Below are 20,073 nucleotides of genomic sequence, written 5' to 3' on the forward strand. Positions count from 1 at the left end.
GCCGGGGCCCGCGACGGCTCCCCGTAGCGGAAGGCGAACCCCGTTCCTCGGCGGCTACCTCACGGGCACGTTCTTGACGAAACGGTCCTGTGCCTTACTCCCCCGTGGCCGATTTCCGCTTTTCAGCGAAGCTGATAATGCGATGCATGGGGAACTCTTTACTCAGCTGAACCGCAACCTCCCCCGCCCCGTCGACGGTTGTCACGGCGTACTGAGCAGCCCTTCCAGCTCGAAGCCCCCCGTCAAAGGAGCACCATGTCCCTCCCCCTGACCCGTCGGATCGCCCGCGCCGCGCTGCTGATCGCCGCAGGCGCGGCCCCCGTGGTCGGAGCGGCAGGTTCCGCGAGCGCCGCAGGCCTGGACTCCGCCGCGCTGGCCCCGCTGTCCGCCCTGGACAACGCAGGGCTCGGCCAGGCAACCGACGCAGCCACCCGCACGACCGCGCAGGTCGCCGGAGAAGGAGCCGGCACTGCCGTCCAGGAAGGACTGCCGCACGCCGGTGAGATGAGCGGCTCCATGGTGAAGGAGGCCGCCCCGGTCGTCCGCGACACCGCGGGCGAGGCCGCCGGCAACACGGCGCAGCTGGCCGGTGAAACCGCCGAGTCCACCGGCAGGACCACCGACTCCAAGCTGCCCACCCAGGACCTCGCGGGCAGCCTCGGTGGGCTGCCGCTCTCCGAAGCGGCCGGGGCGCTGGGCGGCGGACTGCCCGGCGGACTGCCGCTGGGCGGCTGACCCGCGACAAACCGGTTCCACCGGACGGAGACGGGGCCCGGAGCTTGTGCACGTAGTGCACCTCCGGGCCCCGTCCCCTTGCCTTTCACCCTGCCGGGCAGCGCGGAAAGCGTCAGCCCAGCCGCTTCACGGCCGCCGCCACACGCTCATCGGTCGCAGTGAACGCCACCCGCACGAAGCCGCCGCCCGCCGCGCCGTAGAAGTCCCCCGGCGCCACCAGGATGCCGAGCTCCGCGAGGTGGGCAACGGTTTCCCAGCACGGCTCATCACGGGTCGCCCACAGGTACAGGCTGGCCTCGCTGTGCTCGATCCGAAGACCGTGCGCCTCCAGTGCGGAGCGCAGTGCGGAGCGACGCGCCGCGTAACGGGCGCGCTGTTCGGCCACGTGCTCGTCGTCCCGCAGCGCCGCCGCCGCGGCGGCCTGCACCGGGGCGGGGGTCATCATGCCGCCGTGCTTGCGGATCAACAGCAACTCACCGAGGACGGCCTCGTCGCCGGCGAGGAAGGCCGCCCGGTAGCCCGCCAGGTTGGAGCGCTTGGACAGCGAGTGCACGGCGACCAGCCCCTCGTAGGAGCCGCCGCACACCTCCGGGTGCAGCACGGACACCGGTTCGGCCTCCCAACCGAGCTCCAGGTAGCACTCGTCGCTGAAGAGAAGGACTCCGTGCTCGCGGGCCCAGGCGACGATGCGCACCAACTCGTCCTTGGCCAGGACCGCGCCCGTCGGGTTGGACGGCGAGTTGAGCCACAGCAGCTTCAGCCCCGCCGGGTCGAGCTCGGTCGGGTCGTCGTAGACCACCGGCTCGGCGCCGCACAGACGCGCCCCCACCTCGTACGTCGGGTAGGCCAGCCGGGGGTAGGCCACACGGTCTCCCGCTCCCAGCCCCAGCTGCGTCGGCAGCCAGGCCACGAGCTCCTTGGAACCGACCACCGGCAGTACCTGCTGGTGCGTCAACCCCCGCGCCCCGAGCCTACGGGCGGCCCAACCGGTGATGGCGTCCCGCAGCTGCGGCGTGCCCCACACCGTCGGATAGCCGGGAGAGTCCGCCGCCGTGACGAGCGCCCGCTGCACCAAGCCCGGGACGGGGTCCACGGGCGTACCGACGGAGAGGTCAACGAGCCCGTCCGGGTGGGCGGCAGCGGTCGCCTTGTACGGCTCCAGCTTGTCCCACGGGAAGACGGGCAGGCGGTCGGAGACTGCGGCCACGGGGCGGTGCTCACTTTCTCTCGGACAGGGCCGCGGCGGGCCCCCGGGCAAAGCACAAAGGTCCTGTACGGCCGGCGAGCCGTACAGGACCGAGGTGGTGGATCAGTGATCCGCGTTCATATTGGGCGGCAGAGCGGCCACGAAGGGGTGGTCCCGCTCGATGAGGCCCAGCTTGGAGGCGCCACCGGGCGAACCGAGCTCGTCGAAGAACTCGACGTTCGCCTTGTAGTAGTCCTTCCACTCCTCCGGAGTGTCATCCTCGTAGAAGATCGCCTCGACCGGGCAGACCGGCTCACAGGCCCCGCAGTCGACGCATTCGTCCGGGTGGATGTACAAGGACCGCTGGCCCTCGTAGATGCAGTCGACGGGGCACTCCTCGATGCAGGCCTTGTCCTTCACGTCGACACAAGGCTCCGCGATGACGTAGGTCACGCTGTCGTTCCTCCTTGGTAGGGCGCGGCGTCCGAATTATCGGCTTCGCCGGGTGGCGCGCGGGAGCGCGGCGTCGTCGATGCCCGCCCCTAGTATCTCCGTTCCTGAGCACGATCCGAACAGGAGGGGCGGACAGAGCTGTGGAAATAACTGCCGGTGGGCGCTTCGAGGTCCGTATTACCCCCACTGACGTGGGACGACGCGTCTCCGTACGACGCCTCAATCCGGATCGCGAGGGTACTGAAAGGTTCACCGACACGGTGGGTGTTCTCGCATCCTGGAACGAGGGTGTGCTCTTGATCACAGCGCGCGACGGGCGGATCGCCCGCATCGCGGAGTCCGACCTGGTGGCGGGCAAGGTCGTGCCACCGGCTCCCGCCCGGCGTCGCGGTCCGGCGGCAGGATTCCGGGAGCTCGCCCAGGTCGGCGCGCGTGCCTGGCAGCCGGTGGAGAGCGAGCCGCTCGGTGAATGGACACTGCGCGCGGCCGGCGGCTTCACCCGGCGGGCCAACTCGGTCCTGCCGCTGGGCGAGCCGGGGACACCCCTGGACGATGCACTCGCGAGAGTGACCTCCTGGTACGCGGAACGCGGCCTCCCGGCCTACCTTCAGGCCGCCACCGGCGCCGAAGGGACCCAGGAGGTGCTCTGTGCGGAGCTGACGGCGCGCGGCTGGGTCCGCGAGGTGTCAGCCGGGGTACGGATCGGCGCCCTCGCCCCCGTCGGTGACCAGGCCGCGGACGTCGGCCACCAGGTCCGGCTCTCCCGTGACTACGATCGGGCCTGGGCCCGCCGCTACCAGCGCGTGGCCTCCCTCGGGCCGCACGTGCGCCAGGTGCTCACCGCCGGCCCCTCCGTGTGGTTCGCGACGGTAGCGGGTGCGGATGCGGACGGACCCGCGGCGGCGATCGGCCGGTGTGTGGTGGACGGCAGGTGGGCAGGGTTCATGGCGGTGGAGACGGACCCGCAGGCACGGCGCCGGGGACTGGCCACGGCGGTCATGGCGACGCTCGCCCGCCAGGCCCTCGCGGAGGGCGCCTCGGCGGCCTGGCTCCAGGTGGAGGAGGACAACGAAGGCGCGCTCGCCCTCTACGAGCGGATGGGCTTCTCCTTGCACCACAGCTACCACCACTATCGGGGCCCGAGGTAGGGACCGGCATGGACGACAGGGACGAGTCCTTCGGCGTCGGCGGCTTCAGGCGGGCCTTCGCGGCCGAGGCCCGCGAAGAGCGGCCCGATGTGGCCCTGCTGTGTCTGCTGCTCGCCGCCGAGGGCGACGCGACGATGGGCGATGCCGGTATCGATGAGGCGCAGATCGAGCTGGACCGCCTGGCCGGACTGCTGCCGTTCGCACCGGGCGACCCCCGAGACTGGGCCGGTGCGGTGGCCGAACTGCTCGGCGAACGCTGTGGATTCCACGGTGAGCCGGCCGACTACCAGCGTCTGGACTCCTCGCTGCTGCACCAGGTGCTCAGACGCCGGCGCGGGCTGCCGATCCTCCTCTCGGTGGTGTGGATGGAAGTCGCGCGCCGAGCCGGGGCACCGGTGTACGGGGTGGCGCTGCCCGGGCATTTCGTGGTCGGGTTCGGCGATCCGGGGCAGCGGGTGCTGGTCGACCCCTTCGCCGGCGGGCGCCTGCTGAGCACCGCGGACGCGGAGCTGCTGGTGGTGGGTACGACCGGGCGCCCGCTGGACCCCGCATCGCTGGAGCCCGCCGCACCACTGGAGATCGTCCTACGGGTACTGGGGAACATCCGGGCGTGGGCTTCGACGCGGCCCGAGCAGTCGGCCGTCCAACTCTGGGCGCTGGAGCTCTCCCTGCTGCTGCCCTCACATCCGGCCCGGCTGCGCTACGACCGGGCCAGGCTGCTGGTGGAACGGGGCGCCTTCCGGGAGGGCGCGGCGGAGCTGGAGGCGTACGCGGAGATCCTCGACGCCGTGGACGTGCCGGGAGCCGACCGGTTGCGCCGGGAGGCCGCAGCGGCACGCGCCCGGCTCAACTGAGCGGACCGCACGACGGCGACGCGCAGGAGCGCAGGTCGCGGGGCCAGGCGCGGCGGACCTCGATGCCCACTCAGAGCCAGCCCTTGTCCTGGGCCGCCCGGACAGCTTCGGCGCGGTTGCGGACGGCCAGCTTCTGAATGGCGATCGAGAGGTAGTTGCGGACCGTCCCCTGGGACAGGTGCAGGGTCTCGGCGAGTTCCGCGTTGGTCGCTCCCCCGGCCGCGGCCTTCAGCACCTCGCGCTCGCGGTCGGTCAGTGGATTCGCACCCTCGGCTAGGGCGACCGCGGCCAGCGCGGGGTCGATCACCCGCTCGCCCGCCAGCACCTTGCGCACCGCCGCCGCGAGTTGGGCCGTCGGCGCGTCCTTGACCAAGAAGGCCGCGGCCCCCGCCTCCATGGCTCGGCGCAGGTAGCCGGGCCTCCCGAAGGTCGTCAGGATCACGATCGAGAGCCCGGGGCGCTCCTGGTGCATCCGCGTGGCTGCTTCGATGCCGGTCATCCCCGGCATCTCGATGTCCAGCAGGGCCACGTCCACCTCGTGGGTGCGCAGCGCCTCCAGCGCGGCTTCCCCGGTGGCCGCCTGCGCCACCACTTCCATGTCCGGCTCCAGCCCGAGCAGTGCCGCCAGGGCTTCCCGGACCATCGACTGGTCCTCGGCGAGAAGAATCCTGATCTTGGCGATCGCGCTGGTCATGAGGCGGATCCTAGGTCCTGGCACGGCACCCGGGCGCTGAGGACGAAGCCCTTGCCGCCGGCCCGCGGACCGGCGTCGAGGGCGCCGCCGACCTCGGCGAGGCGTTCGGTCAGGCCGGTCAGCCCGTTGCCGGCGGACGCCCTGCCACCGCGACCGTTGTCACGTACGGACAGCACCAGCATCGGCCCGTCCAAGGTGTGCAGCTGCTCCAGGCGGACAGTGCACCGGGCGGCGCCGCTGTGTCGCACCACGTTGGTGACGGCCTCGCGCAGCGCCCAGGCGAGCGCGGCCTGCGACCTCTCGGGGAGCTCGGCGTGGAGGGCTGGCGCCGCCATGGGCACATCGGCCACGATCCCGGCTGCGGTCAGCGCCGTGCGGGCGCCGGCCAGCTCCCCCGGCAGGGTGGGGCGACGGTAGCCGGTGACCGCCTCTCGGACGTCGATCAACGCCTGCCGGCTGACCTGCTCGATGTCGGCGACCTGTTGGGCGGCACGGTCGGGCTGTTCGGGAAGCATCCGGCCCGCCAGCTCACTCTTGAGGGTGATCAGGGAGAGCGAATGCCCGAGGAGGTCGTGGAGATCGCGGGCGAGCCGCAGACGCTCCTCGTTGGCGGCGAGTTGGGCGACGGTGGCTCGGGCCTGCCGAAGCTCGACCGTGGTGCGCACCAGCTGGCGGACGCCGGCCATCGCGAACCCGCCGAGCAGCGCGGGCACCATCAACCCCGCCAGATAGGCGCGGCCCTCGGGCACGGCCAGGGCGGTCACCGACAACATCGCGGTCGCGGCCGGCACCGTCCAGCGGGAGAGCCGGGCCGGCAGGGCGGCGCCCGAGGCCACCGCCACGTACACGAAGAGCACCAGCCACTCGCGGCCGAGGGTCAAGGACAGCACCATCGCCTGTGCCGACAGGACCGCGAGCGCCCCGAGCACCCTCCCGATGTCCCGCTCCCGCACGGTGCGGAAGACCAGCACCAGGTACCAGCAGACGAAGGTGAGCAGACCGGCCAGGCCGAGCAGTCGCACCCCGGGGCTGTGGCCACCGCCCATCAGGTCCGCGACGGGGGCACTGAGGTAGAAGAGCCAGACGCCGATCCACATGGACTTCACGATCTTCTCGCGACGCCCGTCCGGTGGCTGGGCACCCGGGGCGATCCGCGGCTGCTCGGCCCGCGCAGGACCGGTCCCCCCGGCGAGGTGGTGCAAGCCGGTCAGGGGGCTGCCGGCGGCTGTGTCGGTCATGCCTTCAGGGTGTCCTTCCGGTAGAGCCAGGCCGCACCGCCGCTGAACAGCACCAGGTAGAGGCCCAGGACTGCGAGGTCCTTCAGGTGCGGTGCCCCGCCGAGTTCAATGGCCTGCCCCAGTGCGGCGTAGGCGTGGGTGGGCAGCCATTCTGCGATGTTCTGCAACCACTGCGGGTAGACGGTGGTGGGCATCCACAGTCCGCCGAGCATGGCCAGGCCAAAGTAGACGATCATGGTGAGGGGGCGGACGGCGTCCCCGGAGGCGAGGTAGCCGATGGCCACCCCGAGGGCCGCGAAGACCAGGCTGCCCGCCCAGATGGTTCCGGTCAGGGCGGCCCACTGCCACGGGGCGAGCCGCACGTCCTTGACCGCGGCGGCCACGATGAAGACGATCACGATGGACGGCAGGCTCACCACCGCGGCACTGGCGATCTTCGCCACCACGTATCCCCGTCCGGGCAACGCCGTCAGCCGCAGCTGCCGTACCCACCCCTTCTCCCGCTCCTTGGCGATGCGTTCGCTGTTGCCCATCAGCACGGCGGTCATTGCGCCGAAGGAAGCCATCGCCACCATGTAGAAGGCCGGCATGGTCAGCTCCGTGCCCGGGACCTTGGTGGCGCCGTCCTGGATTCCGCCGATCATCAGGAAGAGCGCGGAAGGATAGATCACCGAGAAGAACAAGAACTTCTTGTTCCGCGCGGCGCGGGCCACTTCGAGCCTGGTGAGCGCGGCGGTTGCGGATGAGAAGTACGGCATCAGTGAGCCTCCTCGGCTTCGGTGAGGGCGATGAAGGCCTGCTCCAGGCCGAGACCGGCCACTTCCAGATTGCGCGGGTACAGGCCGGCCCGGTACAGCGCGTGGACGGTTTCGTCCGCGTCGGTGGAACGGATGCGGACCGTGGCCCCGCTGATGTCGATTCCCACCACCCGGGGTAGCGCGCGCACGGCGGTCTCGGCCGCTCCCTGGGGGCAGTCCAGGCCCTCCAGGTCGAAGGTGACCTTTCGAGCCCCCGCCTTGGCCTTGATGTCGGCGGCAGTGCCGTCGGCGAGCAACCGGCCCCGGTGGACGACCAGCACGCGGTCGGCGATCGCGTCGGCCTCCTCCAGGTAGTGGGTGGCGAACAGCACCGTCCGCCCCTCGGCGGCCTGCTCGCGCATGGTCGCCCAGAAGGCCCGCCGGGAGGTGACGTCCATCCCGGTGGTCGGCTCGTCCAGCACGATCAGATCGCAGGCGCCCGCCGTGGCCAGGGCGAAGCGCACCCGCTGCTCCTGGCCGCCGGAGAGCTTGTTGACCGTGCGGCCGGCGATGGCCTCCACCCCGGCGCGAGCGAGCACCTGCCCGACCGGGTACGGCCGCGGGTGCACCGCGCAGGCCAAGGAGACCAGTTCGCGGACGCTGACGTCCTCCATCAGGCCCCCGCTCTGGAGCATCGCGCCGACCCTGCCGGACTCGATGGCCCGGCGCGGAGTGCCCCCGAAGAGCCGGACGGTGCCGGCGTCCGGCTGGCGCAGGCCCAACAGGAGGTCCAGGGCTGAGGACTTGCCGGCTCCGTTGGGCCCCAGCAGTGCGACGGTCTCCCCCGGATGCAGGGCGAGGGAGAGCTGGTCGACGGCCAGGAGTTGGCCGTACCTCTTGGTCACGCTGGTGAAGTCCACCACGGGGGTGGCGGTGTCGGGCCGTGCGCTGGTCGCAGTCGTTCGCATGCCCCCAGGTTGCGCGACCCGCGGTCCTGCCCGGCAGTGTCACCCGTACCTGACCGGTCATGACGGCTGTCATGCCGAAGTCATGACGAAAGCCCCTACCGGCCGGGGCAGCAGGGGCTTTCGAGGGCGATCAGCTGGGGTTGGTCTCGATGACGCCGATGCGCTCCAAGGCGGTCTTCCCACGCAGCGCCTTGCCGAGCGCTCCCGCGACGTCCTGCGGTGTGACGGCCGTCTTGTCGCCGGTGCCGCGTTCGATCAGGACGCCGTCGAAGGTGTTGCCGTAGAGCTCCTTGAGCGCTTCGAGGTCGTAGGTCTCGACCAGTTTGCCGTCGACCACCTTCATGCCCAGGATCTTCGGCAGCGATTTGGCGGGGCCGAAGGGGATGGACCGGTCGCCGGCCTTGATGGTGACCAGCCCGGACATCGCGGGCTCCGCGAAGTCCTTCATGGCACGGTCGAGTTCAGCCTCGTCGATCACCGGGTCCCGGTCGATCACGGGAAGGCTGACGTCACCGGCTCTGCCGGTACGGACCTGGGTGCGGTAGGCGTCCCGCACCTTGAGCAGCGATGCGTCTATGTCCAGCGACTGACCGGACGTCCCGGGAACCGCCACCGCCTTGCCGGGCTCGAACCTGATCGTCCCCTCGGTCGAGGTGGCCGAGGTGCCGGCGAGGTCCTGGAGCGCCACCTGGAGCTTCTCCTCGTCAACGTGGATGACCGCCTCGGCCACCCGCTCACCGCCGAAGAGGGATCCGATGACGGAGACGGGGTTGTAGTCGCTCCCCGCCGCCTCCCGGACCGTCTCCTGACTGTCCAGGGACAGGCCGGCGCGGGGGGGCTTCAACTGGACCTGCTTCTCACCCACGGTGAGGGTGAGCGGGGCGGTGGCGCGCTTGCCGAAGGCCGCGTTCATCTTCGCGACGGCCTCTTCCTTGCTGCCGCCGCCGATGTCCACTCCCAGCACCGTGGTGCCCTTGGGCACATCGGAGTGGTTCAGCAACAGCCCCGCACCGTAGGCGACCGCGGCCAGCGCGAAGACACCGACCAGCGCCAGGACCGGCTTGGAGCGACCCTTCTTGGGCGCCGGCTGGGGACGGGCGGCCGGCTGCGGGGCGGACGGCGGCGCGGAGCGCGCGACCGAGCCGAGCCCGGGGCCAGGTGCGGGCGGGAGGGGCCCCGTTCCACTTGTCGGATCCGCCACGGGAGCGCGGTCCGAGGGACCGGGCCACTGTGGGGTGAGCGCCGCGGTATCGGCGTCGTTCTTCGGCGCGTAGGCCCATCGGCCCGCCGCCGGGCCGGTCGTGGGACCGGCCGGCTGCTCCGAGCCCGGTGCGCCGGGAACCTGGGGGTATCCGTTCGGAGCCAGACCCTGCGGGGGTGTCGGACCTTGCTGCACGTACGGGGAGCCAGAGCCCGGGGGCGGCCCCGACGGGTTGCCCTGCTGTGCCTGCGGGTACTGAGGACCGGGGCTCACCGCAGGCACCTGCCCTCCGCCCGGTACCGGCGGATAGGGCTGGTCCGGTAGACCGCCGGTCGGACCAGCCGCCGCGGGCCCGGCCGCGGTACGGCCAGGGGCATTCGAGTACGCCGCCGTCGCCGGAGGGGCAGGAGCAGCGGCGGGCGGCTGGTTCTGTGCGGGCGCGGAACCGCCCTGGTAGCCGGACGGAGTCGTCTGGCGTGCGGTGGGCGCCTTGCGGGGCGCGAACCAGTTGCTGGGCGCGCCCGCCTCGGCGTTCGCAGTGGGCTCGGGAGCGGCGGGAGCCGGAGGCGGCGTCGGCTGGGTTGTCGGCACTTCGACGCCCGCACCGTCGGTGTCGCCCATGGGTTTGCGGACGACGACCGGAGGGATCGGCCGTGACCCCGGGATGTTGATACGGATCCGGGTGGTCAACGTGGTCTCGGTCTTTGGCTCTTCCGGCTCGGGCGCCCTTGCGGGCGGCGTCGCGCCCTGCGGGTGCGGGCCGGCCCCGTACGGCGCGCTGCCGGCCGGGTAGGCGGAACCACCGCGCCCTTGGGACCCGGAGGACGAACTGTCAGTTTCACGACTCAAAGCAGGCTCTCCCGTTTGCTCCGCCGCCCGTCATGACCGTGCGCGGGCAGCTCGGCGGCGCGGTACACCATACTGGCCGCTGCCGCCGCCCAAAGGTCCGGCGCCGCGGGCGGGATTCGGTCAGCGCCTATGAGGGGGGCCGTTCCGGCCCCCCTCATCCACCCGCGTACCGACGCGGCTTCGGCTGGAACCGCATGTCATATGCGAGAACGAGGGGCGACCGCAGCGGAATCCACGAAAGCCCTGGAGGTGGCACACATCACAGCGGCCAGAACGCCCACCAGCAGGTAGAGGTAGGTGCCGAGGGACTCCGCGAAGATGAAGTCGCCTTCGGGGCGGGGCGTTCCCAGCACGAAGAAGGCAATCAGCCAACCCGCACCGGCCGCGGCCACCGCGATCCCGTCGCGGGCGGCGATCCGGGCACCCACGAAGTACCCGAAGGTGGCAAGCAGGGCGAGCAGCAGCCCCAGTGGGAACCAGGCGCCGATCACCAGCGCACCGGCGGCCTGCAGCAGTGCACCGCCGAGGAACAGCGCCAGCCATGCGGCGATCCGCCCCGCGTTGACGGTGCCGCTCACTGCTCGGTCCCCGCGAAGAGGTCGTACTCACGCTGGCCGGCAGGTACACCGGGGGTGCCACTGACCAGTTCGTAGTACTCGGTGCCGAACAGCGGCTGGTAGAGCTCGTTGGAGAGCGCGAAAAAGGGGCCGTCCACGGCGATCTGGGAGGCGTGGGCGCGCATCGCGGCGGCTTTGGCCTTGGCATGGGCGGCGCCGTCGATCTCGGCCGTGATGCGGTCGTCGGCCACCACGCCCGGGACGTCGTCCGCCGTGGCGATGCCGGGGAAAGGCGATTCCTGCCCCGCCGCCCTGAGCCGCTCGAAGCCCGCCTCGACGACGGAGCGCGGAATCCGGTTCCAGTAGATCTTGGCGATGGTGTGCGGGTCGCCGAGGTCTCGACGGAAGGCCTTCTCGCCGGCCAGCTCGGCGGCGCGCATAGCGACGCGGTGCGCCTGGATGTGGTCGGGGTGACCGTAGCCGCCGTTCGGATCGTAGGTGACGAGGACCTGGGGGCGAACCTGGCGAATCACCTCGACCAGGTACGGGGCCGCGTCGTCCACTTCGGTGTTCCAGAAGGCGCCGGGGCGCCGGTTCTGCGCCAGGCCCATCATCCCGGAGTCACGGAAGCGGCCCGGGCCGCCGAGGAAGCGGTGGTCACTCACGCCCAGTTCGGCCATGGCGGCGGCGAGTTCACCGATCCGGTGCTCGCCGAGCGCGTCGTCACGATCCGGGGCGAGATGGGCGAGTTCAGGTGGAATGACCTCACCCTCCTCACCCAGGGTGCAGGTCACGAGCGTGACCTGAGCGCCCTCAGAGGCGTACTTGGCCATGGTGGCGCCGTTGTTGATCGACTCGTCGTCGGGGTGCGCGTGCACCAGGAGTAGACGACGGGCGGGAAGATCCGTCATGGGGACAGACTACGTCCGGCCCGGCCTCACGCCCACGAGAACGCTCACGTCCGGATGAGCGCCGGCGGTTCCCCCGCGACCGCCGCCGCCCGCACGTTTCAGAACTTCAGCCCCTGGAGCATGCCCGCCACGTTCGAGGTCAACTCCGTGATGGTGGGCTCGATCGACGAACTCGCGAGGTAGAAGCCCAGAAGCATGCAGACCACCGCGTGTCCGGCCTTCAGACCGGATTTCCGAACGAGCAGGAAGACGATGATCGCCAGCAGCACCACCGCCGAAATCGAGAGTGCCACGGCGGTTCACCTCCAGTTCTGTTCGCGGTTCTGTACGCGGATGCAGGGAGCGCGACGACAACACGGCGTGCGCGATCGCCGGTAAGTACATCCCCCGGCGGGACGGATCATAACTATCCACACTCATGCATTCCTGGAGCACGACAGCACGGGGGGCGCACGGGGTGGTCCGCACGACCCCTCAGGGCGGCACCACGGCAGCAAGTTCCAGCCACACTCGCACCAGGACGCCCCCTCCCGCACATGAGGGCGACCGGTCGGGGCGACAGCGCGCCCCGACCGGTCCACGGCACCCGCACGGCCGTACGGTGACCAGAGTGTCTCGTTCGTATATCGGTGTTGCGTCAGTCAAGTTGCCTATGTGTAAACGAAGTTGATGGGAACTTATCGGACTATGTCCACATGGTCAGACACCGGGTCAAGCACTGAACGGACCCAATCTGGCGTCCCTTCGCTCAAGTTGTGGCGATCAAGGAAATCCATCCGCGCTACCCCCTTGACTGGCCGATCGCACATGAACAGAGTTCCGCTCAATTCCATGAACGGCGCTGTTCCGCGCCGGTCACCGGCAAGACGATCCAGTTGACCAATGAGCGCGGGGGCCACACGCGATGACGAGTCCTTCCCAGGCTGCGGCCGAGGCGTCCGAAAACACGCCACCAATCGACCCGCTCGCGAAGGTTGACCCGGCGGACGCCGAGGAGCTCGTAGGGCGCTCCCCCGGACAGCTGATGTGGAAGCGCTTCAAGCGCGACCGTGCCGGCGTCATCTCCGCCTATGTCGTGATCTTCTTCTTCGCGGTCGGCCTGCTCGCGCCACTGATCGCCAAGCTCTACGGCAAAGACCCCTACACGGTCTGGGCCGACGCACGGATGGACCTGTTCGACAGCGCGGGTACCCCGATCGGACCGAACGGCGGCATCAGCAGCGAGTTCTGGTTCGGGCTGGAGCCCGGCAACGGCTACGACGTCTTCACCAAGCTCCTGTACGGCATCCGCACGTCTTTGGGCATCTCGCTGGCGGTGACCATCGCCACCGTCACGACGGGCATCCTGCTCGGAGTCGCAGCCGGCTACCTGGGCGGCAAGACGGACTACTGGATCGGTCGGGTCATCGACCTGATGCTGGCCTTCCCGGCCCAGCTGTTCTTCATCGCCTCGATGCCGGTGGTGGTTTCGCTCTTCGTCGACCCGCAGGACGAGACCCCGGTCTACGTCCGCGTGGTGGCATTGATCATGGTGCAGTGGTTCCTCGGCTGGATGGGCCTGGCCCGCATCCTCCGCGGCACCGCACTGACCCTGCGGGAGCGGGAGTTCATCGAGGCGGCCAAGGTCAGCGGCGCCTCTCCCTGGCGGATCATCCGCAAGGAGATCCTGCCGAACCTCGTCACCCCGATCCTCGTACAGGGCACGTTCATGCTGCCCAACTTCGTAACGGCTGAGGCGGGCCTGTCCTTCCTCGGTGTCGGCGTGGTGGAGCCCACGCCCGACTGGGGCGCGATGTTCGCCAAGGCGGCGAGCGTCTACGAAGTCGACCTCACGTACATGTTCTTCCCCGGTATCGCCATGATCATCTTCATTGTGGCGTTCAACCTGCTCGGGGATTCGGTCCGGGACGCCTTCGATCCCAAGGCCGCTCGCTAGACCTCCACAGAGCCTCGGGGCGAAGACGCCCCCCAGGCAACCGGATGGCTTTCCTCTCATGGATGTCGGACAGATTGGTGGACCACAGTGACCAGTAAGGGTGGACGCAGAGCGTACGCCGCCATCTCGGTGATCGCGGCAGGGGCTCTCGCCCTCACCGGGTGCAGCGAAGGCGGCAAGACCAACGGCGCCAAGGGCAACGACGGCAAGGACAAGGAGAACGCCTCCCGCCAGCAGGGGCAGATCAAGTTCGGCACCGCCGCCGAGTCCAACGGTCCCGCCGCCCCGGTCGCCGGCGCCAAGCCCGGCGGCACCATCCGGGTGTTCCAGCGCGACAGCTACGTGCACCTGGACCCGGGCAACATCTACGTGTCCGACGAGGGTTCGCTCTCCACTCTGCTGCACCGCGGTCTGACCGGCTACAAGGCCGACGCCACCGGCAAGGGCCACACGGTCGTAGGTGACCTCGCCACCGACAGCGGCACCCCCGAGGACGGCGGCAAGACCTGGCGCTACACGCTCAAGGACGGCATCAAGTTCGCCGACGGAACGCCGATCACCTCGGCGGACATCCGGCACACCTTCGAGCGCCTCTTCTCCCCGGTCATCACCGAGGGCCCGACCTTCATCCAGCAGTGGATGGCCGACAAGCCGGGCGCCGAGTACCGCAAGCTGCTCCCGGAAGGCCCCTACAAGGGCAAGCACCTGCCGGACACCATCCTGGAGACCCCGGACGCCAAGACGATCGTCTTCCGCTTCGCCCAGCCCAAGGGTGACCTGCCCTACGCGCTGGCGATGGCGGGCTACGGCGTCGTCTCCAAGAAGGCGGACACCCAGAAGGCGTACGACAAGGCCCCGATGACCTCGGGCCCGTACAAGATCAAGGAGTTCAAGGCGGACAAGAACATGGTTCTCGTCCGCAACGAGAACTGGGACCCGAAGACGGACGCGATCCGCAACGCGTACCCGGACAGCTTCAGCTTCACCTTCGGGCACCAGTACGAGGACTCCAGCCGCCGCCTGATCTCCGACACCGGTGAGAACAAGGTCGCGGTCAGCTTCAACAACCAGGTCGACGCGGCCAACCTGGCGAAGCTGAAGACCGACCCGGCGCTCAAGGCCCGCTCGGTCTCCGGCTTCCAGCCGTACGTCGGCCAGATGAACATCAACATGAGCAAGCCGGACCTGCAGGACATCAAGGTCCGCAAGGCGATCGCCTACGCGCTTCCCATCGCCCCGTTCATCCGCGCCTACGGCGGCGACGACGGCATGGCCATCGCCGGTGGCCTGATCAGCCCCACCGTCAGCGGCTACGAGGACATGGACCCGTTCGGCAAGAAGGCCAAGCCCTCCGGCGACCCGGAGAAGGCCAAGAAGCTCCTGGAGGAGGCCGGCAAGGTCGGCATGAAGCTGACCTTCGGCTACATCAACACCCCCGAGGGCCAGCAGTACTCCACCGGTATGGCGGAAGGCCTCAAGAAGGCCGGCTTCGACGTCCAGCGCCAGGAGATCCCGGCCGACACGTTCTACGACGTGGTCAGCAAGGTCAACAACAAGTACGACATCTTCCACACCGGTTGGGGTGCGGACTGGCCGAGCGCCTCGACCGTCATTCCGCCGCTGTACGACGGCCGTCAGATCCAGGACGGCGCCCAGAACTACTCGCACGTCAACGACGCCAAGGTGAACAGCGAGATCGACCGCATCTCCGCCATCACCGACGCCGCTGAAGCCGCCGTCGAGTGGAACAAGGTCAACAAGTACCTGCTGGAGAGCGTCGTCCCGGTGGTTCCGACCGGCTACTACAAGCAGGCCCAGCTCTTCGGTTCGGGTGTCGGCGGCGTCGTCTACGACGACGTGATCGGCGCGATCGACCCGCGGAAGCTCTTCGTCAAGTAAGGCGCGCCCAGCGCCCGGTGTGTCCGTCCCCGAGGGCGGACCCACCGGGCGCCCGCCTCATCCGCCCACCGACACCACGTGCGTGACCGACGCCGCTGCCTGAGAGCTGCCACCCATGCTGCGCTTCTTGATCCGCCGGACCCTCGGCTCCCTCGTGATCCTGCTGATCATCAGCGCGGTCACCTTCTACCTCTTCTTCGCCATCCCGCACGACCCGGCCCTGTTGGCCTGCGGTAAGACCTGTACCCCCGACGCGCTTGCGGTCATCCACAAGAACCTCGGCATCGACCAGCCGATCCCCGTCCAGTACTGGGAGTTCCTCAAGGGACTGTTCGTCGGCCGGGACTTCACCCTGGGCCCGTGCAACGCCCCCTGCTTCGGCTACTCCTTCGCCAACGACGAGCCGGTCTGGGACACCCTGATCGACCGACTGCCGACCACCGTCTCCCTCACCGCCGGCGCCTCGATCGTCTTCCTGTTCGTGGGCCTGGGTGCCGGCATGATCGCCGCCTGGAAGCGCGGCACCATGCTGGACAAGATCTTCAGCGGCGGCTCGCTGGTGGTCAGCTCGATGCAGATCTACTTCCTCGGCCCGCTGGCCCTGGCGCTGTTCGTCTTCCAGCTGGAGTGGTTCAGCAACCCGAAGTACGTGGAGCTGACGCACGACCCACTCGGCTGGTTCACCGGTCTGATCATCCCCTGGGTGATCCTCTCCACGATCTTCACCGGCAACTACACCCGTATGGCTCGCTCCACGATGGTGGAGCAGTTGCAGGAGGAGCACGTCCGCACTGCCCGGGCCAAGGGCATGTCTGGCCGGTACGTGTTCTTCCGGTACGCCTGGCGCGGCTCGCTGGTACCGATCATCACCATCTTCGGCATCGACCTGGGCGCCATGCTCGGCGGCGCGATCATCACCGAGTACACGTTCAACCTGCCCGGGCTGGGCAAGCTGGCGGTGGCCGCGGTCACCAACTCCGACCTGCCCCTCCTGCTCGGCGTGATGCTCTTCGGCGCCGCCATGATCCTGCTCTTCAACATCATCGTGGACGCCGCCTACGCGTTCATCGACCCGCGCGTGCGCCTCGCCTAGGAGAACGACCCAATGACCACCCTGACCAAGGAAGCCGGCGGCTCCGCATCGGCCGCCGCGGGGGCCTTTCTCTCGGTGCGCGACCTCTATGTGCGCTTCAGCACCGAGGACGGCACCGTCAAGGCCGTGGACGGCCTCTCCTTCGACCTGGAACGCGGCCAGACCCTCGGCATCGTCGGTGAGTCCGGCTCCGGCAAGTCGGTCACCAACTTGACCATCCTGGGCCTGCACAACCGGCAGTTCACCGACGTGAGCGGCGAGATCGTCCTCGACGGCCAGGAACTGACCGGGGCGCCCGAGCGCACGCTGGAGAGGCTGCGCGGCAACAAGATGGCGATGATCTTCCAGGACCCGCTGACGGCGCTGTCCCCGTACTACACGGTCGGCCGCCAGATCTCCGAGCCCTACCGCAAGCACACCGGCGCCTCCAAGCGCGAGGCCCACGAGCGTGCGGTGGAGATGCTCGGCAAGGTGGGCATCCCCCATCCCAAGCTGAGGGCGAACGACTACCCGCACCAGTTCTCCGGCGGCATGCGGCAGCGCGCCATGATCGCGATGGCGCTGGTCTGCAACCCCGACCTGCTGATCGCCGACGAGCCCACCACCGCGCTGGACGTGACGGTGCAGGCACAGATCCTGGACCTGCTCAAGGACCTCCAGCAGGAGTTCGGGACCGCGATCATCTTCATCACCCACGACCTCGGCGTCATCGCCAACACCGCCGACGACATCCTGGTGATGTACGGCGGACGTGCCGTGGAGCGCGGCAGCGTCCGCGAGGTGCTGCAATCCCCTCAGCACCCCTACACCTGGGGTCTGCTCAGCTCGATGCCGCGACTGGGCTCGGACGTGAACATCCCGCTGACGCCCATTCCCGGCTCACCACCGAGTCTGCTCAACCCACCGCAGGGCTGCGCCTTCCATCCGCGCTGCGCCTTCACCGACCAGGTCGGCGGGGCACTGTGTTCCGGCAGTCGGCCCGCGCTGCCGGACGGCCGAGGCTCCGCCTGCCATCTGACGGCGGACCAGAAGCAGACCCTCTTCATCGAGCAGATCAAGCCCCGGCTGAGCTAGGGTTCGAGGAGCCAAGCGTCATGAGCGAAGAACTGACCCTCCCCGCCCCGCGGGGCGAAGCCGTAGCCACCGGTGAGCCCCTGCTGACCACGGAGAAGCTCACCAAGTACTTCCCGATCATGGGGGGCTTCCCCTTCAAACGGAAGGTGGGTGCGGTCCAGGCCGTCGACGGACTCGACCTGACCGTGCACGCGGGTGAGAGCTTCGGCCTGGTCGGCGAGTCCGGCTGTGGCAAGTCCACCACGGGGCGGCTGTTGACCAGGTTGATGGAGCCGACCAGCGGCAAGATCTCCTACCGCGGGCAGGACATCACCCACGCCAAGCGGCGCGCGCTCGCGCCGATCAGGTCCGAGATCCAAATGATCTTCCAGGACCCGTACTCCTCACTGAACCCGCGCCAGACCGTCGGGTCGATCATCGCCGGGCCCATGGAGATCAACGGGATCAACCCGCCCGGTGGTCGTGAGAAGCGGGTGCAGGAGCTCCTGGAGACCGTCGGGCTCAACCCCGAGCACTTCAACCGCTTCCCGCACGAGTTCTCCGGCGGCCAGCGCCAGCGCATCGGCGTGGCCCGGGCGCTCGCCCTGGAGCCGAAGCTGATCGTGGCGGACGAGCCGGTCTCCGCCCTGGACGTCTCCATCCAGGCGCAGGTGGTGAACTTGCTCCAGGATCTCCAGCGGGAACGCGGCATCGCCTTCCTGTTCATCGCCCACGACCTCGCGATCGTGCGGCACTTCTCGCAGCGGCTCGCCGTGATGTACCTGGGCAAGATCGTCGAGGTCGGAGACCGGGACTCGATCTACAACCGGCCGCGCCACCCCTACACCCATGCGCTGCTGTCGGCGGTGCCCGAGGCCGTGCTGACGGACGAAGAGGAGCCGGGCGGGCGGGAACGCATCCGTCTCGCCGGCGACGTGCCCTCCCCCGTCAACCCGCCCTCCGGCTGCCGGTTCCGTACCCGCTGCTGGAAGGCGCAGGACAAATGCGCCAGCGAGGAGCCACCGCTCGTTCAGATCGGCGGCAACCGGGAGGGGCACCTGACCGCGTGCCACTTCCCCGAAGAACCGACGACCGCGGCCTCGGCCCGGACCGGGGACGTCGTCCTCGACCCGGCACTCGCCGCGATCGAGGAGGCGACTGACACCCATTGACCCGAGTTCAGCCGGCCTCCGCTCGGGGGTGGGACCCGTGTCCGTACACCCCAAACCACGGACACGGGTCCCGCTGTCTGCACTGACCCGGCACTGGGAGCCGGGTCCGGCCGCGGTCAGTCGGTCCCGGTGCCGACGTCCTTCTCCTCGGCGAAGTGGCAGGCCGAGTCGTGGGCGGCCGGGGTGTCCGAGCCCTGGTAGCGCTCGGGGACCGCCAACAGCGGAACCTCCTCGGCGCACTTGTCCTGCGCCTTCCAGCAGCGGGTACGGAACCGGCAGCCCGAGGGCGGGTTCGCCGGCGAGGGCACGTCACCGGTCAGGATGATCCGCTCACGGCTCTCCCGGGCCTGCGGGTCCGGCACCGGCACCGCCGACAGCAACGCCTGCGTGTACGGATGGGTGGGATGCTCGTAGATCTCCGCGTCGGTACCGATCTCCGCCATCTTGCCCAGGTACATCACACCGACCCGGTCAGAGATGTGCCGCACGATCGACAGGTCGTGCGCGATGAAGATGTAGCTGAGGTCGAACTCGTCCTGCAGCTTCTCCAGCAGGTTCACCACCTGGGCCTGGACGGAGACGTCCAGGGCGGAGACCGGCTCGTCCGCCACGATCACTTCCGGCTGGAGCGCGAGGCCGCGGGCGATGCCGATGCGCTGACGCTGGCCACCGGAGAACTGGTGCGGATAGCGGTTGATGTACTCGGGGTTCAGACCGACCACGTCCAGGAGCTCCTGCACCTTGCGGCGCCGGTCCCCCTTGGGAGCCACCTCGGGATGGATCTCGTAGGGTTCCCCGATGATGTCACCGACCGTCATCCGCGGGTTCAGCGAGGTGTAGGGGTCCTGGAAGACCATCTGGATGTTGCGGCGCACCGCCTTCAGCGCCCGCCCGGACAACCGCGTGATGTCCTCGCCCTTGTAGCGGATCGCTCCAGCCGTCGGTCGTTCGAGGTTGACCAGCGTCTTGGCCACGGTGGACTTGCCGCAGCCGGACTCCCCGACGATGCCCAGCGTCTCGCCCCGGTACAGGTCGAAGGACACGCCGTCGACGGCCTTGACCGCACCGACCTGCTTCTTGAACAGAACGCCTTGGGTGAGCGGGTAGTGCTTGACCAGGTCCCGGACTTCTAGGATCGGCTCATTGCCGATCGACTTCGTCGGCGTGGTCGGCGGGTTCTGCCCCATCGGCTCAGCCACGGAGGCACTCCTTCCAGAAGAAGCAGGCGCTGGAGCGTTCGCTGGGCTGGCCGGTGCCGGCCTCCGCCACTTCGAAGAGCGGTGGTTCCTGTTCTCGGCAGAGGTCGGTCGCCATCGGGCAGCGCGGGTTGAAGGCGCAGCCGGAGGGGATGCGCAGCAGGTTGGGCGGCAGCCCCTTGATCGCGTAGAG

The 20,073-nt window shown here is 69.4% G+C and carries 20 protein-coding genes; 8 read left to right on the top strand and 12 right to left on the bottom strand.

The features are described 5' to 3' along the window. Nucleotides 1–255 precede the first annotated feature (255 nt). Nucleotides 256–735, top strand: coding sequence for an ATP-binding protein (locus ACFYMC_RS27370; protein ID WP_388530040.1), 480 nt, complete (start codon nucleotides 256–258; stop codon nucleotides 733–735). A gap of 112 nt (nucleotides 736–847) precedes the next feature. Here ACFYMC_RS27370 and dapC read toward each other — a convergent pair whose 3' ends face one another. Both dapC and fdxA read right to left on the bottom strand, forming a co-directional pair. After that, a complete protein-coding gene (dapC, locus tag ACFYMC_RS27375; protein WP_388530043.1) occupies nucleotides 848–1,942 on the bottom strand; it encodes a succinyldiaminopimelate transaminase in 1,095 nt (364 codons plus the stop codon). Between the two features lie 102 nt (nucleotides 1,943–2,044). Then, nucleotides 2,045–2,374 carry a ferredoxin gene (fdxA, locus tag ACFYMC_RS27380; RefSeq protein ID WP_388530046.1) on the bottom strand — a complete coding sequence of 110 codons (330 nt, stop codon included), beginning with the start codon at nucleotides 2,372–2,374 and terminating at the stop codon, nucleotides 2,045–2,047. 140 nt (nucleotides 2,375–2,514) lie between these two features. Here fdxA and ACFYMC_RS27385 point away from each other — a divergent pair, with 140 nt between their 5' ends. Continuing rightward, entirely contained in the window at nucleotides 2,515–3,522 is a 1,008-nt protein-coding gene (locus tag ACFYMC_RS27385; protein WP_388530048.1) for a GNAT family N-acetyltransferase, read from the top strand. Between the two features lie 8 nt (nucleotides 3,523–3,530). Next, on the top strand, nucleotides 3,531–4,376 hold the full coding sequence (locus ACFYMC_RS27390; protein ID WP_388530051.1) for a transglutaminase-like domain-containing protein: 846 nt from the start codon (nucleotides 3,531–3,533) through the stop codon (nucleotides 4,374–4,376). Nucleotides 4,377–4,446: 70 nt separating this feature from the next. On the opposite strand, the gene ACFYMC_RS27395 is transcribed toward ACFYMC_RS27390, so the two are convergent. The 8 genes from ACFYMC_RS27395 to ACFYMC_RS27430 form a co-directional block, all read right to left on the bottom strand. Then, the gene (locus ACFYMC_RS27395) at nucleotides 4,447–5,070 is read right to left on the bottom strand and encodes a response regulator (RefSeq protein ID WP_388530052.1); all 624 of its coding nucleotides are present in this window, start codon (nucleotides 5,068–5,070) and stop codon (nucleotides 4,447–4,449) included. Next, nucleotides 5,067–6,167: a sensor histidine kinase gene (locus ACFYMC_RS27400; RefSeq protein WP_388530091.1), complete on the bottom strand. Its 1,101-nt coding sequence runs from the start codon at nucleotides 6,165–6,167 to the stop codon at nucleotides 5,067–5,069. Before ACFYMC_RS27400 ends, ACFYMC_RS27395 begins: the two co-directional genes overlap by 4 nt. 137 nt (nucleotides 6,168–6,304) lie before the next feature. After that, nucleotides 6,305–7,066 carry an ABC transporter permease gene (locus ACFYMC_RS27405; protein ID WP_388530055.1) on the bottom strand — a complete coding sequence of 254 codons (762 nt, stop codon included), beginning with the start codon at nucleotides 7,064–7,066 and terminating at the stop codon, nucleotides 6,305–6,307. Further along, the gene (locus ACFYMC_RS27410; RefSeq protein WP_388530058.1) at nucleotides 7,066–8,013 is read right to left on the bottom strand and encodes an ABC transporter ATP-binding protein; all 948 of its coding nucleotides are present in this window, start codon (nucleotides 8,011–8,013) and stop codon (nucleotides 7,066–7,068) included. Before ACFYMC_RS27410 ends, ACFYMC_RS27405 begins: the two co-directional genes overlap by 1 nt. Before the next feature lie 130 nt (nucleotides 8,014–8,143). Further along, entirely contained in the window at nucleotides 8,144–10,063 is a 1,920-nt protein-coding gene (locus tag ACFYMC_RS27415) for a hypothetical protein (protein WP_388530061.1), read from the bottom strand. Between the two features lie 197 nt (nucleotides 10,064–10,260). Next, nucleotides 10,261–10,641, bottom strand: coding sequence for a DUF6113 family protein (locus ACFYMC_RS27420; RefSeq protein ID WP_388530064.1), 381 nt, complete (start codon nucleotides 10,639–10,641; stop codon nucleotides 10,261–10,263). Further along, nucleotides 10,638–11,531, bottom strand: coding sequence for an N-acetyl-1-D-myo-inositol-2-amino-2-deoxy-alpha-D-glucopyranoside deacetylase (mshB, locus tag ACFYMC_RS27425; protein ID WP_388530067.1), 894 nt, complete (start codon nucleotides 11,529–11,531; stop codon nucleotides 10,638–10,640). The genes ACFYMC_RS27420 and mshB overlap by 4 nt, the downstream gene beginning before the upstream one ends. Before the next feature lie 98 nt (nucleotides 11,532–11,629). Further along, on the bottom strand, nucleotides 11,630–11,824 hold the full coding sequence (locus ACFYMC_RS27430; protein WP_388530070.1) for a DUF2304 family protein: 195 nt from the start codon (nucleotides 11,822–11,824) through the stop codon (nucleotides 11,630–11,632). Nucleotides 11,825–12,435: 611 nt separating this feature from the next. Here ACFYMC_RS27430 and ACFYMC_RS27435 point away from each other — a divergent pair. From ACFYMC_RS27435 to ACFYMC_RS27455, 5 genes are all read left to right on the top strand, one after another. Next, nucleotides 12,436–13,467: an ABC transporter permease gene (locus ACFYMC_RS27435; RefSeq protein ID WP_388530073.1), complete on the top strand. Its 1,032-nt coding sequence runs from the start codon at nucleotides 12,436–12,438 to the stop codon at nucleotides 13,465–13,467. Between the two features lie 87 nt (nucleotides 13,468–13,554). Next, nucleotides 13,555–15,366: an ABC transporter substrate-binding protein gene (locus ACFYMC_RS27440; protein ID WP_388530076.1), complete on the top strand. Its 1,812-nt coding sequence runs from the start codon at nucleotides 13,555–13,557 to the stop codon at nucleotides 15,364–15,366. Between the two features lie 115 nt (nucleotides 15,367–15,481). After that, nucleotides 15,482–16,459 carry an ABC transporter permease gene (locus ACFYMC_RS27445; protein ID WP_388530079.1) on the top strand — a complete coding sequence of 326 codons (978 nt, stop codon included), beginning with the start codon at nucleotides 15,482–15,484 and terminating at the stop codon, nucleotides 16,457–16,459. A gap of 12 nt (nucleotides 16,460–16,471) precedes the next feature. Next, nucleotides 16,472–17,533 carry an ABC transporter ATP-binding protein gene (locus tag ACFYMC_RS27450; protein ID WP_388530082.1) on the top strand — a complete coding sequence of 354 codons (1,062 nt, stop codon included), beginning with the start codon at nucleotides 16,472–16,474 and terminating at the stop codon, nucleotides 17,531–17,533. A gap of 20 nt (nucleotides 17,534–17,553) precedes the next feature. Further along, entirely contained in the window at nucleotides 17,554–18,684 is a 1,131-nt protein-coding gene (locus tag ACFYMC_RS27455) for an ABC transporter ATP-binding protein (RefSeq protein WP_388530085.1), read from the top strand. A 116-nt stretch (nucleotides 18,685–18,800) separates the two neighbouring features. Here ACFYMC_RS27455 and ACFYMC_RS27460 read toward each other — a convergent pair whose 3' ends face one another. After that, entirely contained in the window at nucleotides 18,801–19,871 is a 1,071-nt protein-coding gene (locus ACFYMC_RS27460) for an ABC transporter ATP-binding protein (RefSeq protein WP_388530093.1), read from the bottom strand. Between the two features lie 4 nt (nucleotides 19,872–19,875). Beyond that, nucleotides 19,876–20,073 (bottom strand): oligopeptide/dipeptide ABC transporter ATP-binding protein (locus ACFYMC_RS27465; protein WP_388530088.1); only part of this gene is annotated, 198 nt, incomplete at its 5' end.

Origin of the sequence: Streptomyces sp. NPDC006879, assembly GCF_042869595.1 — a bacterium.
Classification (GTDB): domain Bacteria; phylum Actinomycetota; class Actinomycetes; order Streptomycetales; family Streptomycetaceae; genus Streptomyces.

Coding starts and splice junctions, on each gene's coding strand:
- ACFYMC_RS27460 (WP_388530093.1), bottom strand. CDS start 19,871: ATGGGGCAGAACCCGCCGACCACGCCGACGAAGTCGATCGGCAATGAG.
- ACFYMC_RS27400 (WP_388530091.1), bottom strand. CDS start 6,167: ATGTGGATCGGCGTCTGGCTCTTCTACCTCAGTGCCCCCGTCGCGGAC.
- ACFYMC_RS27395 (WP_388530052.1), bottom strand. CDS start 5,070: ATGACCAGCGCGATCGCCAAGATCAGGATTCTTCTCGCCGAGGACCAG.
- ACFYMC_RS27370 (WP_388530040.1), top strand. CDS start 256: ATGTCCCTCCCCCTGACCCGTCGGATCGCCCGCGCCGCGCTGCTGATC.
- ACFYMC_RS27455 (WP_388530085.1), top strand. CDS start 17,554: ATGAGCGAAGAACTGACCCTCCCCGCCCCGCGGGGCGAAGCCGTAGCC.
- ACFYMC_RS27445 (WP_388530079.1), top strand. CDS start 15,482: ATGCTGCGCTTCTTGATCCGCCGGACCCTCGGCTCCCTCGTGATCCTG.
- ACFYMC_RS27390 (WP_388530051.1), top strand. CDS start 3,531: ATGGACGACAGGGACGAGTCCTTCGGCGTCGGCGGCTTCAGGCGGGCC.
- ACFYMC_RS27410 (WP_388530058.1), bottom strand. CDS start 8,013: ATGCGAACGACTGCGACCAGCGCACGGCCCGACACCGCCACCCCCGTG.
- ACFYMC_RS27435 (WP_388530073.1), top strand. CDS start 12,436: ATGACGAGTCCTTCCCAGGCTGCGGCCGAGGCGTCCGAAAACACGCCA.
- mshB (WP_388530067.1), bottom strand. CDS start 11,531: ATGACGGATCTTCCCGCCCGTCGTCTACTCCTGGTGCACGCGCACCCC.
- ACFYMC_RS27405 (WP_388530055.1), bottom strand. CDS start 7,066: ATGCCGTACTTCTCATCCGCAACCGCCGCGCTCACCAGGCTCGAAGTG.
- ACFYMC_RS27450 (WP_388530082.1), top strand. CDS start 16,472: ATGACCACCCTGACCAAGGAAGCCGGCGGCTCCGCATCGGCCGCCGCG.